Annotated in this window: 11 protein-coding genes; 2 read left to right on the forward strand and 9 right to left on the reverse strand. The window is 67.8% G+C overall.

What is annotated here, in order from left to right; genetic code table 11:
* Positions 1-35 precede the first annotated feature (35 nt).
* The 5 genes from hemC to mdoH form a co-directional block, all read right to left on the reverse strand.
* Complete coding sequence (hemC, locus tag ACS0OT_RS17455) at positions 36-947, reverse strand: hydroxymethylbilane synthase (protein ID WP_065178003.1); 912 nt, start codon at positions 945-947, stop codon at positions 36-38.
* 539 nt (positions 948-1486) lie between these two features.
* Complete coding sequence (locus ACS0OT_RS17460) at positions 1487-2218, reverse strand: LytR/AlgR family response regulator transcription factor (protein WP_065178002.1); 732 nt, start codon at positions 2216-2218, stop codon at positions 1487-1489.
* A gap of 10 nt (positions 2219-2228) precedes the next feature.
* Positions 2229-3272, reverse strand: a complete 1044-nt coding sequence (locus ACS0OT_RS17465; RefSeq protein ID WP_171955784.1) for a sensor histidine kinase — start codon at positions 3270-3272, stop codon at positions 2229-2231.
* Positions 3273-3275: 3 nt separating this feature from the next.
* Positions 3276-3935 (reverse strand): alpha/beta hydrolase, encoded by a 660-nt coding sequence (locus ACS0OT_RS17470; protein WP_005419549.1) that lies wholly within the window; start codon positions 3933-3935, stop codon positions 3276-3278.
* Between the two features lie 50 nt (positions 3936-3985).
* Positions 3986-5911 (reverse strand): glucans biosynthesis glucosyltransferase MdoH, encoded by a 1926-nt coding sequence (mdoH, locus tag ACS0OT_RS17475; RefSeq protein WP_005419550.1) that lies wholly within the window; start codon positions 5909-5911, stop codon positions 3986-3988.
* Between the two features lie 497 nt (positions 5912-6408).
* Between mdoH and ACS0OT_RS17480 the strand changes: the two genes are divergently transcribed.
* Positions 6409-8475, forward strand: coding sequence for a TonB-dependent receptor domain-containing protein (locus ACS0OT_RS17480; RefSeq protein WP_442255916.1), 2067 nt, complete (start codon positions 6409-6411; stop codon positions 8473-8475).
* A 60-nt stretch (positions 8476-8535) separates the two neighbouring features.
* Here the strand turns inward: ACS0OT_RS17480 and ACS0OT_RS17485 are convergent, their stop codons facing one another.
* Positions 8536-8706 (reverse strand): hypothetical protein, encoded by a 171-nt coding sequence (locus ACS0OT_RS17485; protein ID WP_005419553.1) that lies wholly within the window; start codon positions 8704-8706, stop codon positions 8536-8538.
* Between the two features lie 214 nt (positions 8707-8920).
* On the opposite strand from ACS0OT_RS17485, the gene ACS0OT_RS17490 reads away from it, so the two are divergent.
* The gene (locus tag ACS0OT_RS17490; RefSeq protein ID WP_005419554.1) at positions 8921-9307 is read left to right on the forward strand and encodes a DUF2628 domain-containing protein; all 387 of its coding nucleotides are present in this window, start codon (positions 8921-8923) and stop codon (positions 9305-9307) included.
* Positions 9308-9384: 77 nt separating this feature from the next.
* Here the strand turns inward: ACS0OT_RS17490 and ACS0OT_RS17495 are convergent, their stop codons facing one another.
* From ACS0OT_RS17495 to ACS0OT_RS17505, 3 genes are all read right to left on the reverse strand, one after another.
* Positions 9385-11916, reverse strand: a complete 2532-nt coding sequence (locus ACS0OT_RS17495; protein WP_065196875.1) for a methyl-accepting chemotaxis protein — start codon at positions 11914-11916, stop codon at positions 9385-9387.
* A gap of 210 nt (positions 11917-12126) precedes the next feature.
* Positions 12127-13020 (reverse strand): NAD-dependent epimerase/dehydratase family protein, encoded by an 894-nt coding sequence (locus tag ACS0OT_RS17500; RefSeq protein WP_065177998.1) that lies wholly within the window; start codon positions 13018-13020, stop codon positions 12127-12129.
* Positions 13021-13118: 98 nt separating this feature from the next.
* Positions 13119-14030: a S41 family peptidase gene (locus ACS0OT_RS17505; RefSeq protein WP_442255917.1), complete on the reverse strand. Its 912-nt coding sequence runs from the start codon at positions 14028-14030 to the stop codon at positions 13119-13121.
* Positions 14031-14056 lie beyond the last annotated feature (26 nt).

Below are 14056 nucleotides of genomic sequence, written 5' to 3' on the forward strand. Positions count from 1 at the left end.
GTTGCCGGCCAGCGGCCGGCACTACCTGCGGTGCCTCAGACGTTCAGCAGTTCGCCAGCACCACCGTCCAGCAGCAGCTTCGCCACCCGCTGGCCCAGCGCTTCCGGATCACGGGCCGGGCCCACCGCTTCGGCACGCACGGCGCGGCCATCACTGGCGCTGCCGACCAGGCCCTGCAGGTGCAGGTCGTCGCCCTGCCACTGCGCGATCGCCGCCACCGGCACGTGGCAGCTGCCATGCAGCGCGCGGTTCATGGCCCGCTCGGCTTCCACGCAGGCGCGCGTGGCGGCGTCATCAAGCGTGGCGAACAGCGCCATCAGGCGCGTGTTGCCTCCGTCGCACTCTACCGCCACCGCGCCCTGCGCCGGCGCCGGCAACCACTGCGGCGGTTGCAGGCGCGCGACGATGCGCTCGCCCAGGCCCAGGCGCTCGAGGCCGGCCACCGCCAGCACGATGGCGTCGTAGCCACCGTTGTCGAGCTTGGCCAGGCGGGTGTTGACGTTGCCACGCAGGTCCAGCAGCTCCAGGTCCGGGCGCAGCGCGCGCAGCTGGGCCTGGCGGCGCAGCGACGAGGTGCCGACCCGCGCGCCGATCGGCAGCGCGTCCAGCGAGGCGTACAGGTTGGAGACGAAACCATCGGCCGGGTCGTGCCGGGTCAGCATCGCCGGCAGCGCGAAGGGCGCGTCCAGTTCCATCGGCACATCCTTCAGCGAGTGCACGGCGCAGTCGGCCTCACCCCGCAGCATGGCCAGCTCCAGTTCCTTCAGGAACAGGCCCTTGCCACCGATGGCGGCCAGCGAGCGGTCCAGCACCTCGTCACCGCGGGTGCTCATCGGCACCAGTTCCACGTGCAGGCCGGGGTGGGCCTGGCGCAGGCGGTCGGCGACGTGTTCGCTCTGCCAGAGGGCGAGCGGGCTCTTGCGGGTAGCGATGCGGACAGTTTCCATACGGTCATTATCGCGCCTTCGGCGCGGATACGGCCAACGGCGGAGCCCCTCGTGGCTGGCTGGGGGGCGTGAAAGCAACAGCCGTGCTTGGCCGGGCGGGATGGACTGCGCAGGGGCCGCTGCAAGTACGTCCATGTAAGCTCGGTCGCCGCATCCATGCGGCTCACGCCCCTGCGCAACCCATCCCGCCCGGCCTCTGACAGTTTCCGTGTGCGCCAGCCACGGAAGATCAAAAGAAAAGAGCAGAAGCAAAAGCAACAGCCGGCGGCTTCCGGGGTCAGATCCCTTTTCCGCAGGAAAAGGGATCTGACCCCTCTTCCCCACCCGATAACAACAATGCCTTTGCCGTCCGACGCTGGACGAATGTAAGGGTTGGGCCGGGGTGGGGCGGCGGGACCGTTGGCGCCATGGATGGGTTTACGGCGTGTCCCACAACCCCACCCCGGCCCGGCCCAGCACGTAGAAGCACCGAGCCATGACCCGCTGTTGCTGTTGCTGTTGATTTCACAGCAGTCGCGGCCGCAGGCCGCGCGGAACTCTCACAAGTGCCGCAGTTCCTGCTTCAGCGTCGCCACGCACCGGCGGCTGACTTCCAGCGGCTGCTTGCCATGCCGCAACACCGCCTGCACCTGCCCGCTCGAGCCCCGACGCAGCTCCACCAGCTCGTGGCGCGCCACCAGGCAGTTGCGATGGATGCGGATGAAACGGCTGGCGAACTCTTCTTCCAGCGACTTCAGCGATTCCTCGATCAGGTCCTCGCCGCGTGCGTGGTGCACCACCACGTACTTCTCCTCGGCCTGCAGGTAGTGGATATCGTCCAGCGGAATCAGGCGCAGGCTGCCGCGCAGGCGTGCGCACAGCACGCTGCGTGCCTGCTGCCCGCTGTGCTCCTGCGGCCGGCCATCGCGGCCGGCCAGGAACGTGCGCGCACGTGCGATCGCCGCCGCCAACCGTTCGGCACGCACTGGCTTCATCAGGTAGTCGATCGCTGCGGCCTCGAACGCCGACAGCGCATGCGCATCGTAGGCGGTGCAGAACACCACCGCTGGCCGAGGTTCGAAGCTGGCCAGGTGGCGGGCCGCTTCCAGGCCATCCAGCCCGGGCATCGCGATATCCAGCAGGACCAGGTCCGGCTGCAGCTCCGCGCACGCGTGCAGGGCCTGCTCACCGTTGCCGGCCTCGGCCACCACGTCCACGCCGTCCTGTGCCGCCAACAGGCTGCGCAGGCGCTCGCGCGCCAGCGGTTCGTCGTCGGCGATGACTACCCTCACGATCGTTCCCTCACTGGATCGGCACTGTCACCTGGCAGGCATAGTAGCCCTCGCTCCAGCCAGCCGTCATCCGCGCGGTGCTGCCGAAGCGCCAGGCCAGCCGATGGCCGATGCTGTGCTGGGCATGGCCGGCGCCGCGTGCCAGCGCCAGCCCCGGCGCCTGCGGATCGGGTGCCGGGTTGCGTACGCGGATCTGCAGTTCATTGCCCTCGCGCGCCAGCTGCAGTTCGATGGTGCCGCCGTCGGGCAGGCGCGAGATGCCATGCAGCACGGCATTTTCCACCAGCGGCTGCAGTACCAGCCTTGGCAAGGGCAGGTCCCATGGCAGCGGCTCGTCGCGCTGCCAACGCACCTGCAGGCGTTCACCCAGGCGCAGCGATTCGATCGACAGGTAGCGCTCGGCCAGCTCGCATTCGTCGCGAAGGGTGGAATCACCCTCGCCCGCCCCCAGCGCGGCACGGAACAGATCGGACAGGTCCAGCACCGCGCGCTCGGCGACTGTCGGGTCACGATGCAGCAGGCTGGCGATCAGGTTCATGCTGTTGAACAGGAAATGCGGGCGGATACGCGCCTGCAGCGCGTCGGCCTGCGCGCGCGCGTTGGCCTGCACCTGCGCGGCCCAGCGATCGCTTACGTAGAAGTAGCGCAGCGCCAGCGCGGCGATCAGCGCCGTGGTTGCCGCGCTGCCGAGGGTGAAACGCCAGAAGCTGATGCCGCTGGCGAAGCTGTCGCCCAGCACCGCGTACAGCGCGTGCACGATGCCGGCGCAGACCACCGCGATCAGGGTTGCCAGCACGGTCGCCGCAATGGCGCCCAGCACCGGCGGCAGCCGCGACAGGGTCTGCCGCAGCAGGCACAGGCTGGCGGTCACCGCCAGCGCCAGCCACAGCGCGAATCCGCTGGCCGACAGCAGTTCGCCGAAGGTCCAGTGACGGCTGCCGTCCGGCGCCAGCGCCAGTACCACCACCACCAGCTCGGCCAGGCCGAGCATCGCCGCCAGCCGTGGCAGGCGGCACAGTTCCGGCATCCATGGCGGTGTGCTGGCCGGCGACATGGCTCAGGCGGCGCCCAGGCGTTCCTGCAGCCAGTCACCCAGTGCCTGGATCTCCTCGGCACAGACCTGGTGGGCCATCGGGTAACTGTGCCACGCCACATCCAGGCCCAGCGTACGCAGCGCCTGCGCGCTGTGCGCTGCGACGGCCTGCGGGATCACCGGGTCGCCACTGCCATGGGCCATGAACACCGGCACCTGCACCGCGCCGTCAACACGCGTGGCGCTGTCGGCTTCAGGCAGATAGGTGGACAGCGCGATCAGGCCGGCCAGCGGCGCGGTACGCGAGAGCGCGGCCGTCAGGATGATCGCCCCACCCTGCGAGAAGCCTGCCAGGAAGATCTTCTCCGGCGCGATGCCGCGCTCGATCTCGCGCGCGATCAGTGCGTCCAGCTGCACCACCGATTCCTGCACGCCGGCCATGTCGGCGCGCGAACGGAAGTCCATGCCCACGATGTCGTACCAGCCGCGCATCGGCACGCCGTTGTTGATCGTGATCGGCCGCACGGGTGCGTGCGGGAACACGAAGCGCAGCGCCGGCCAGTGCGGCCGCACCAGTTCCGGCACGATCGGCGCGAAATCATGGCCGTCGGCGCCGAGGCCGTGCAACCAGATCACCGACCACTGCGGCGAGGCGCCGGTTTCCTGTTCCACCGTTTGCAGCATGATGCGGCTCCTTCAAGTTCGAGCCGCATTATGCCGCTGGCGCGGGGCAATCAGTACAGCGGCGGTTGCTCGGCCGCTTCCCGCCGCAGCTGCGCGGCGCGTACCAGCACCGGTGGCGGGATGTTCTCTTCGGGGATATCGAGCAGGCCGAGGCGATGCAGGAAAGCACCGGGGCCGCGCGAGGAGGTCAGCGCCACCACCGGAACGGCCAGAACCATGCCGATCACCACCGGCGCCATCCAGGCCGCCAGCGACGGCGATACCGCCCAGGCCAGCACGCCCATGAAGGCGCCGAACACACCCAGGCCACCGTAGCCACGGATCAACGCCATCCACGAGATGCCGCCGTCGTCACGCTGCTGCGCGTCCCAGCCGGAATCGCGCCCGGACAACACTTCGGCCACGCCGCGTGACTGCACGTACATCACCACCGGCGCCATCAGCGCGGCGAGCACGGTTTCCACCAGCATCGATACGAAGGCACGGATCGGACCGCCACAACCGCGGCGGTCGACCGGGTCCAGCAGCATTGCCAGGTAGCCGAGCACCTTGGGCAGCAGCAGCACCGCCATGGTGGCGGCGAACAGGCGCACCACCTGCTCTTCATCCTGTGCGCGCCAGTACACGCTGGGCGACAGGTGCAGCAGGGCGTTGAAATCGATGCCTTCCTGGAACAGCGGGATGGCGATGCCGATCAGCATCAGCATCGCCCACATCGGTGCGGTGAAATAGTGGCCGATGCCGATCAGCATGTGCGTGCGGCTGATCCAGTGCAGCCCGCGGCTGCCGACCACCTTGCCGTGCTGCAGGTTGCCCTGGCACCAGCGGCGGTCGCGCACCAGCAGGTCGGTCAGCGTCGGCGGGCCTTCCTCGTAACTGCCACCGAGGTAGGGCACCATGTGCGCGGCCCAGCCGCCACGACGCATCAGCGCCGCTTCGACGAAATCGTGGCTGAGCACGTGGCCGCCGAACGGCTTGCGCCCCGGCAGCGCCGGCAGGCCGGCGTGGTCGGCGAAGGCACGGGTACGGATGATGGCGTTGTGGCCCCAGTAGTTGCTCTCGGCGCCGTGCCACCAGGCCACGCCGCGGGCGATCACCGGCCCGTACACGCGGCCACCGAACTGCTGCATGCGCGCGAACAGCGTGCGGCCGCCGATCACCGACGGCAGGGTCTGGATCAGTCCGACGTCGGCGTTGTGTTCCATGCCGGCCACCAGGCGCACGATGCTGTCGCCGGTCATCAGGCTGTCGGCATCAAGGATCAGCATCTGCGGATAGGCACCGCCGAAGCGGCGGACCCAGTCAGCGATGTTGCCCGCCTTGCGCCCGCTGTTGTCACCACGGCGACGATAGAACAGGCGCGTCTGCCCCTCCGGCACACGCTCGCGCAGCTCGGCGAACACCTGTTCCTCGGCAGCGGCGATGTCCTCGCGGCGGGTGTCGCTGAGCACGAAGAAGTCGAAGCGGTCGAGCTGGCCGGTGGCCGCCACCGACTCGTAGATCGCCTGCAGGCCCGCCAGCAGGCGGCGCGGGTCTTCGTTGTAGGTCGGCATCAACAGCGCAGTACGGCTGTGCACGGCCGGCAACGGCTTGTCCGGGTCGATGCCGAGCCGATAGCCCCGGTCGAACACAGCAGTCAGGAAGCCGGCCAGGGCGCTGGCAAAGGAGAGCGCGATCCAGGCAAACAGGCCGACGAACAGCACCAGCAGGCAGGCTTCGAGCACGCTGATGCCATTGGCCGACAGCACCCGCCACATCATCCGCGTAGCCACGGCGGTCATGCCGAGCGTGCCACCAAACAGGTACAGCCGGCGCAGGCCGATCAGGCGCGGCGAGGTGCGATGCCGCCGGACCTTCAGTGCGCCTTCGCGCAGGGTCTGTTCGGGCATCGGCAACGGCGATTCAGCGGGCAGCAGCGCCCAGCCGGCATCGAGCCGGGGCGTTCCTGCTTCCGCATGGATGGTCTGCACCCCCATCGTCGCTTACTCCGCGCCGTCGGCACGGCCGGCCATCCCGGCCGGGCTGCATGCACCAAGGTTCCCGGCGCGCTTTCCCGGCGCCCGCACTTGTCCTGGCTGTGTCGGCCTCACGCCGCACAGTCGATGTCTGTCACTACCGGAACCCACACGATCTCCAACGGGGCGGAATCGAAAATGCGGCCCAGTCTAGGGCCCAGAATGTAAGCCGGGTGCGAAGGTCTACACCGGGATTTGTCCCCATTCAGCAAATAGCAGGCGATCACGCCAGGGCATGGCCAGATGTCACTGCATCGCCCCCGGTACTGGATCGCAACAAACGCGAACGGTTATCATTTAATCAACCAGGCAGGTCACCGTCTTCCGCGCGGCCGCGACCCACCCAGCTGCGCCGGTCCTGACCGCGCACCCGACGACCCACGGAAGGGGGGGGCTGCCTGCTGTCTGCCTGCGCCTGCTGCTTCCACCGGGTCACCCCACCTCTCATGGAAGCCGTCATGTCCCTGTCGTCCCGTTCCCGTTCCGCGCGCCTGCCGCGCACCCGCCTGGCCACCGCCTGCCTGCTGGCGCTGCCCGGCCTGGCCGCCGCCTGCCTGCTGGCCCTGCCCGGCCTGGCCGCCGCAGAGGCCGCCGCCGATGCCTGCACCAAGGACTTGGATACCGTGGTGGTCACGGCTTCAGGCAGCCAGCAGTGGATCAAGGATGCCCCGGCCAGCATCAGCGTGATCAGTCGTGAGGACATCGAGCGCCAGCCGGTACCGGACCTGGCCGCCCTGCTCAGCCGCGTACCGGGCGTGACCGGCGGCCTCAGCGCCGTCGGCGAGCAGTCCAAGATCAAGCTGCGTGGCATGCCGTCCAACTACACGCTGGTGCTGGTGGACGGCAAGCGCATGGGCAGCTCGGCCTCGACCAACTATCGCCCCGACCTCGGCCGCCAGGACCTGAACTGGATCTCGCCGGACCAGATCGAGCGCATCGAAGTGGTGCGCGGGCCGATGTCGTCGCTGTATGGCTCCGATGCGATGGGCGGGGTGATCAACATCATCACCCGGCGCATCGGCGACGAATGGAACGGCAGCGCCACCCACAGCTACACCCGCCCGGCTGACGGCAAGCGCGGCGATACCCAGCAGATCGGCGCCACGTTCTCCGGGCCGCTGGGCGAACGCTTCGGCCTGCGCATCGGTGCCAACAGCATGCGCCGCGATTCGGACCGCTCCAACGGCGGTGTCTCCGGCAATGCCTACGCGGGCGAAAAGGACCGCAATGTCGATGCGTTGCTGCAGTGGAAGCTGAGCGACGCACAGGAACTGTCGCTGGAAGCCGGGCACGGCGTGCAGCAGGCCTTCATCGATGCGTCGCTGGAAAAGCAGGACGAAGGTGCCTGGGGTGCCAGTGAGCTCAAGCGCAGCTCGCTGGCGCTCAACCACGATGGCAAGTGGCGCTTCGGCAATTCGAAGATCAGTGCGTACTGGACCGAGTACAGGAACGGCATCGGTGCTGCCGGCCGTTCCGAAGCCACCGATACGATCATCGAGGGCAGCCTGACCACGCCGTTCACCCTCGGCGTTGAACACCAGTTCGCCGTAGGCGGCCAATGGAAGCGGCAGGAGCTGACCAACACCGACACCATCGGCCGCGCGCCGATCGACTATGCCGGCAACGCGGTCAGCGGCTCCACTCTGGACGTGGACACCTGGGCGCTGTTTGCCGAGGACGAGCTGAAACTGCACCGCACCCTGGCCCTGACCGTGGGCGCGCGCCTGGACCATCACGAGCAGTTCGGCGGCCACGTCAGCCCGCGTGCGTACCTGGTCTGGCACCCTGCCGAACAGTGGACGATCCGCGGTGGCGTCTCCAAGGGCTTCCGTGCGCCCAGCCTGACCGAGAACTCGGCCAGTGCCGCTACCCAGTCCGGGGGCCGCGGCTGCACCTCGCTGATTCCGCTGGGCTACACCCGTGGCGGGTGCTACATGGCCGGCAACCCGGACCTGGATCCGGAGACCAGCACCAACCGCGAGATCGGCATCAGCTTCGACAATGACCTGATCGATGTCGGCGTGACCTATTTCCACACCGACTTCCGGAACAAGATCGAGTACGCACCGCTGGGCCGGTTCAACGGCATCTGGTGGACGCGCATGAACAACGTACAGCGCGCGCGCACCCGCGGCATGGAAGGCAACCTCAACGTCCGCTTCGGCGAGCAGTGGCGCTGGCGCACCTCGGCGACCTGGATGAAGGAAGCCAGGAACCTGACCACCGGCCGCAACCTGATCGATACGCCGGAGTTCTCCGGCTATTCGTCGCTGGACTGGGCGCCCAGCACGGTGTTTTCCGGCAGCCTGTCGGCGCAGTACACCGGCAGGCAGACCGGCACCGCCACGACCTTCCTCAAGGCCTATACGCTGTATGACCTGACCGCGGCATGGAACGTCAACGAAGTGCTGACCCTGCGCGGTGGCGTCAGCAACCTGGCCGACAAGAAGCTGTATGCGGAAGGCTCCACCGACTACTTCGTCGCCGGGCGCAGCTACTTCCTGAGCATGACCGCGCGGTTCTGACCGGCGGCACGCGCCGTGATCGCGCTGGCGACATGCCAGCGCGATCGACGGTGTTGCGGGTTACTCGCTTTCCAGCGCGGCCGGTGCCGCATCCCGCGTGGCGGCCGTGCGCGCACGGTCCATCGCCACCGCCAGTTGCTGGCGTGCGAGCAGTTGTTGTGCCTGCACCACTTCAGGTGTCGGCAGGAGCACCGGTCCCGGTGCGTTTTCCGGTGTAGCAGGTGTGGTCATGCAACCTCCATGGACATCCCGCCGCCGCACGGGTTCAGCCGGTGCGGCAGCGGAACTGCGCACCCTATCCTAAAAACAAGGCGGGCGGGTGACGGCGCGGCGCTTGGCCGCAGGCGCGCGAACAAGGCAGGCGTCACATTCTTGACGCTAGCGCTTGGATCCTGAATAGGACTTGCCCTATCATGAAAACGTTTTCTCACAGGGATGTTTCCCAATGAATACCACTGACCTGTCCCAGTTCAGCCCGAAGTGGCAGTTCCGCTTCAACTTCTTCCGCCAGCACGGCGCCCCCAAGAACCCCGGCTTCAAGCAGGCCTGGAAGGCACTGTCCTTTGGTGACCGCCTGAAGATCAACCTGAACTTCTTCGCGTTGTTCTTCGGTGCCATCTACCTGCTGATTCTCGGCATGTGGCGCAAGGCACTGGTGGTGATCGGCATCAACATCGCGCTGGCCATCGTCACCATGTTCCTGCCGGATGTCGTCGGGCGCATGCTGTTCATCGCCATGAACCTGCTGGTCGCCTCCAGCACCAACTACAGCTACTACCTGGAGAAGGTGGAAGGACGCGCCAGCTGGAACCCGTTTGAAGGAATGTTCTGAGCCATCAGACCTGCGCAGGATGCGCGGCAAGGATGCAACCGACGCCCGGCACCCGCCGGGCGTCTTCGTTTCCGGCATCAGGCCGCGCGGCGGGCCATGCCCTCCGGCTCGGCCTGCAGGCGGAAGCGCGACACCGCCACCGCCAGCTGCTCGGCCTGCTCCTCCATCGCACGGGCGGCGGCACTGGCTTCCTCCACCAGCGCGGCGTTCTGCTGAGTGGTTTCGTCCATCTGCACCACGGTCTGGTTGACCTGCTCGATGCCGGCCGACTGTTCGCGCGACGCGGCCGAGATCTCGGCCATGATTTCGTTGACCCGGCCGACCTGACCGACGATGTCCTGCATGGTGCGCCCCGCACCGTGCACCAGCTGCGCACCGGCACCGACCTGGGCCACCGAGGCGTCGATCAGCTCCTTGATCTCCTTTGCAGCACCCGCCGAGCGCTGCGCCAGCGCCCGCACTTCACTGGCCACCACTGCGAAGCCACGGCCCTGTTCACCGGCGCGCGCCGCTTCCACTGCCGCGTTCAGCGCCAGGATGTTGGTCTGGAACGCGATGCCATCGATCACCGAGATGATCTCGGCGATACGCTGCGAAGACGCCTCGATCTGCTCCATGGTGTGCACCACCTGGCTGACCACCTGGCCGCCTTCGCTGGCCACACCCGCTGCGGAACCGGCCAGCGTGTTGGCCTGCAGCGCATGGTCGGCATTCTGGCGCACGGTGGAGGTCAGTTCTTCCATCGACGCGGCGGTTTCTTCCAGGTTGGCGGCCTGCTGTTCGGTGCGGCGCGACAGGTCGCTGTTGCCGGCGGCGATCTCACCGGCGGCCAGGCGGATGCTGGCCGCCGACTGCTGGATCTGGCCGACGATCTGGGTCAGCTGCTGCACGGTGCTGTTGGCATCGTCGCGCATCACCGCAAACACGCCGTGGAAGTCGCCCTGCATGCGGGCACTGAGGTCACCGGCGGCGATCGCGCGCAGCAGCGTCGACAGTGCCGCCAGGTTGTGGTCGCTGACCTGCATCATTGTGTTCAGCGTCTCCACCATGCGGCGGAAATCATGGTCGAAGCGCAGTGCATCACCGCGCACGGCGAAGTCACCGGCGGCGGCGGCGGCGGCCAGCTGCTGGATCTGCTCGTTGATCGCAGCCAGGTTGCGCTTGGTGGTCGCCATTGCGGCAGTGAACACCGCCTTCTCGCCCGGCAGCGCTTCCATGTCCACGCTGAGGTCGCCCACGGCATAGCGCTGCATCACTTCAACCAGGCGCTGGGTGACCGCATTGCTGGAGGCCACCAGCTGGTTGCTGTCGGCCACCATGCGGCCGTACTCGCCCGGGAAGGCCGCAGCATCCATGCGATAGCTGAGTTCACCGGCATCGTGGCGGCGCGCCATTTCGGCCTGCGCAGCCATCACCGACTGCAACTGCCCACGCATGCCCTGCATTGCGTCCAGCAGGCGCCCCACTTCGTCGTTGCTGCGCGCCGGCAGCGTGCTGTCCAGCTTGCCGGCGGCGACATCACCGGCCACGCGCACCGCTTCGGCCAACGGGCGGATCGCCAAGCGGCGCAGCAGCACGTAGACACCGGCGCTGAGGGTCAGCGCGGCGATCACGCCGACCAGCAGGGTCAGCCACAGCAGCTGGCGTGCCTCAGACACGATCACCGCATGCGGCATCACCACGCCCAGCGCGAAGCGTTGCGGGGCGTCGCCCACGCGCAGCGGCACATACACGCGTACATTGCCGGCCGCATCGGGGCTGAAGGCCTCGAACGGACGGTCGGCGGCGATGTCGGCCAGCATGGTGCGGGTCAGGGCATCGTTGCGCGGCTTGCCGATCTCGGCGGCATTGGCCGAGGCCAGCACCACGCCCTTCGGCGACAGCAGTTCGACGCGGCCAGCCCCCATCGGCTTCAGCGTTGCCAGGTGCTTCTGCAGCGCTGCCAGCGAGAAGTCGACGGTGAATACACCGAGGAACCTGTCGTGCTCGATGATCGGCGTGCTCAGGGTGCTCATGAGCACCTTCTGGCCGGCGATGTCATAGGCGTAAGGTTCGCTGACCTTGGGCAGCTTGTCGCGGCTGGGCACCATGTACCAGTCACCGGAACCGCTGGCAGTCTCGGTGTAGTCGGTCATCACCGACTGCTGCGGTTTGCCGTCTTGCCAGGCCCAGTAGCTCATGTAGCGGCCGGTGGCATCGTGTGCTTCGGTATTGACGAACTCCGCATCCTTGCCGTCGAAGGCATCGGCCTCCCACATGGTGCTCTTGCCCAGCCATTGAGGATGAGCACGCAGCTGTTCGCCGAGCACCGCCGCCAGGCTGGCGCGGTCGGGTATGTCACCACGGGCACGCTGGGCCAGCACGGCCTCGACCATGGCGTCATTGCTGGCGAAAGCCGTGCCCAGATCAGCCGCCACCTGGCGCGCCTCAGCGTTGGCCTCGCTGGTCATGGTCTGGCGCGAGGCGCTGATCAGACTGGCGCTGGCCTGTCGGTAGATCAGGAAGGCGGTCAGGCCGAAGCACAGCAGCGCGATCACGGCGGTGCCCAGCATCAACTTGTGGGCGATGCTGCCCGGGCGTTGGGCAGTGGCAGAGCGGGAAGAAGACATGGGAGGGTCCGCAAGCAGTTCAGGACGACCGGCACCACGAGGGCACCGCGCAGGCGCGCGATCCGTCGCGCAGGCCACCGGCAGCCGGGGCGCGCCCGGCGCTGGAAGCGCACTGGGTTAGCGGCCGCCCGCCAACGAGGTTGAGGCGGCCGGCCTGCACATTCCTGAATCCGCTCAGGGTCGGCTCAGCGTTCCCCCCTCGCTATGCCCTCACTCGGCCACGCGGTCCTTGATCCACTGTGCCCGCGGCAGTACCTCGATGCTGCCGACGGCATACTGCTGCAGTACGTCGTCCGGCCCGAAGCACGGTTGCCAGCCCAGCTCGCTGCGCAGGCGGGCACTGTCATAGACACGGTCGATGCTCAATGGCAGCGGCCAACCACGGCGTTCGAACTCGGCCAGCAGCTGCGGCGCGCGACGGGCCAGCACGCTGCGCGGGTGGGTGGCCAGTTCCAGGCAGTCCTCGCGCCGGAACGGCGTCGGTGCGCAGGCGAGATAGCGCGCGAACCGGGCGCCTTCGTCGAGCAGCAGTGCAGCATGTGCGCTGGCCACATCGCGGGCGTCGATGCCGCGATGCAGGCGGAACATCGCCATCCGTTCGGGCGGTTCCGGGAAACACCGGCCCATGCGCAGCACGCGAACGCTGAAGCCCGGCGTGGCGGCGGCTTCGGCCAGGGTCTCTGCCTGCAGCTTGGTACGGTGGTAGATCGTGCGCGGCAGCGGCTCGGTGTCTTCGTCGATCCAACGGCAGCCACCGGCCACCACGGCATGGCCATACAACGCAGTGGTGCTGGTCAGCACGAAGCGCCGCGCACCGGCTTCGCGTGCCGCCTGCAGCAGGTGTGCGGTGGCCTCCACGTTGATCTGCTGGAACACCGCATCCGGCACCAGGCCGACATGCGGGGCATGCAGGGCCGCGGTATGGATGACCGCATCCACGCCCTGCACCGCGCGCGCGACGGCCTGCCGATCGCTGACATCGGCAATGATGCGCGTGGTGGCAAACGGACTGCGGTCCAGCCCCACCACTTCGTGGGCGGCCGCCAACGCACCGAAGATCGCGCGCCCGATGCGGCCGGAACTGCCGGTCAACAGAATCTTCATTGAGTCCATTCACTCGAAGCGCCCGGGAACTACCGGGATGCTTCGATTCTAGGCATGCAATCGCGCATCCGCGATAGGACAGCCATGCAATCGTGCGTTCATCTTGACGACTTCGCAGACGCCAGCAGTTGCCGCGCGATGAACAGCGGATCGTCGCCGCCGGCCACATCAGGCCTCACGCCAGTACGTTCCCAGTTTCCACCGGTGCGCAGATTGATGGGTTGCCGGTCGGGAATACTGATCTGATAGCCATCGGGCAGCAGCACAGGATCACCAAACATATGCGCGGAACCGCCACTGCGCGTGCCGACAATCCGCGCGCGGCCCAGTGCCTGAAGCGAATAGGCGACGAACTCGGCCGCCGAACCGGTGCGGCGGTCGATCAGCACCACCAGCGGTTTCAGGTACGCAGGCAGGCTGGCACGCGGCAGCAGTACCGGCGTGCGCCGGCCGCGCTGGTCCAGCTGCTGCACCGCGTCGATCTTCGCGTCCAGCAGCGTGCGTACCAGCAGGTCGGCACTTGCATCGTCGCCGCCCCCGTTCTGGCGCAGATCCAGCACCAGGCCATCGGTGTCGGCCAGCAGGGAAAGGGCCGCAGCGAACTTCGGGCGCGCCAGATCCAGCGGATAGAAGGTACTCAGGCGCAGGTAACCAATGTTGCCCTCCATCACCCGCACCTCGCGCACGCCGGCACCATTGCTGCGGGCATCGGCGCGCCAGGCCATCAACCAGTCGTCCTGGCCGGCCGCTGCGTCCACGCGTTCAACGTGGAAGTGGCCATCGAACATGTCCAGGTCCTGGTTCAGGCGTGCGCTGAACGCAACCGGATCCGAACAGCTGTCCGCATAGCGCTGCTGCACCGACCAGGTGCGTAGGGCATCGGCGATACGGGCGCCCTCCGCCTCGTCAAGGTACTGCGCCTGCACGGCGGTGGCCGCCGCGCGCAGCACTCCGTCCTGCGCCGGGCAGGCCCCTGCCAGCAACGCAACGAGCATCCAGGACACGGCCATCAACCACCTCCGCGTTGAAGATATAT

It is taken from the genome of Stenotrophomonas maltophilia group sp. RY12688 (genome assembly GCF_052149045.1).
Classification (GTDB): domain Bacteria; phylum Pseudomonadota; class Gammaproteobacteria; order Xanthomonadales; family Xanthomonadaceae; genus Stenotrophomonas; species Stenotrophomonas sepilia.

What these genes read in the sequence shown, in the direction of transcription:
- hemC (WP_065178003.1), bottom strand. Translation starts at nt 947, where the DNA reads ATGGAAACTGTCCGCATCGCTACCCGCAAGAGCCCGCTCGCCCTCTGG.
- ACS0OT_RS17465 (WP_171955784.1), bottom strand. Translation starts at nt 3,272, where the DNA reads ATGTCGCCGGCCAGCACACCGCCATGGATGCCGGAACTGTGCCGCCTG.
- ACS0OT_RS17470 (WP_005419549.1), bottom strand. Translation starts at nt 3,935, where the DNA reads ATGCTGCAAACGGTGGAACAGGAAACCGGCGCCTCGCCGCAGTGGTCG.
- mdoH (WP_005419550.1), bottom strand. Translation starts at nt 5,911, where the DNA reads ATGGGGGTGCAGACCATCCATGCGGAAGCAGGAACGCCCCGGCTCGAT.
- ACS0OT_RS17480 (WP_442255916.1), top strand. Translation starts at nt 6,409, where the DNA reads ATGTCCCTGTCGTCCCGTTCCCGTTCCGCGCGCCTGCCGCGCACCCGC.
- ACS0OT_RS17485 (WP_005419553.1), bottom strand. Translation starts at nt 8,706, where the DNA reads ATGACCACACCTGCTACACCGGAAAACGCACCGGGACCGGTGCTCCTG.
- ACS0OT_RS17490 (WP_005419554.1), top strand. Translation starts at nt 8,921, where the DNA reads ATGAATACCACTGACCTGTCCCAGTTCAGCCCGAAGTGGCAGTTCCGC.
- ACS0OT_RS17495 (WP_065196875.1), bottom strand. Translation starts at nt 11,916, where the DNA reads ATGTCTTCTTCCCGCTCTGCCACTGCCCAACGCCCGGGCAGCATCGCC.
- ACS0OT_RS17500 (WP_065177998.1), bottom strand. Translation starts at nt 13,020, where the DNA reads ATGAAGATTCTGTTGACCGGCAGTTCCGGCCGCATCGGGCGCGCGATC.
- ACS0OT_RS17505 (WP_442255917.1), bottom strand. Translation starts at nt 14,030, where the DNA reads ATGGCCGTGTCCTGGATGCTCGTTGCGTTGCTGGCAGGGGCCTGCCCG.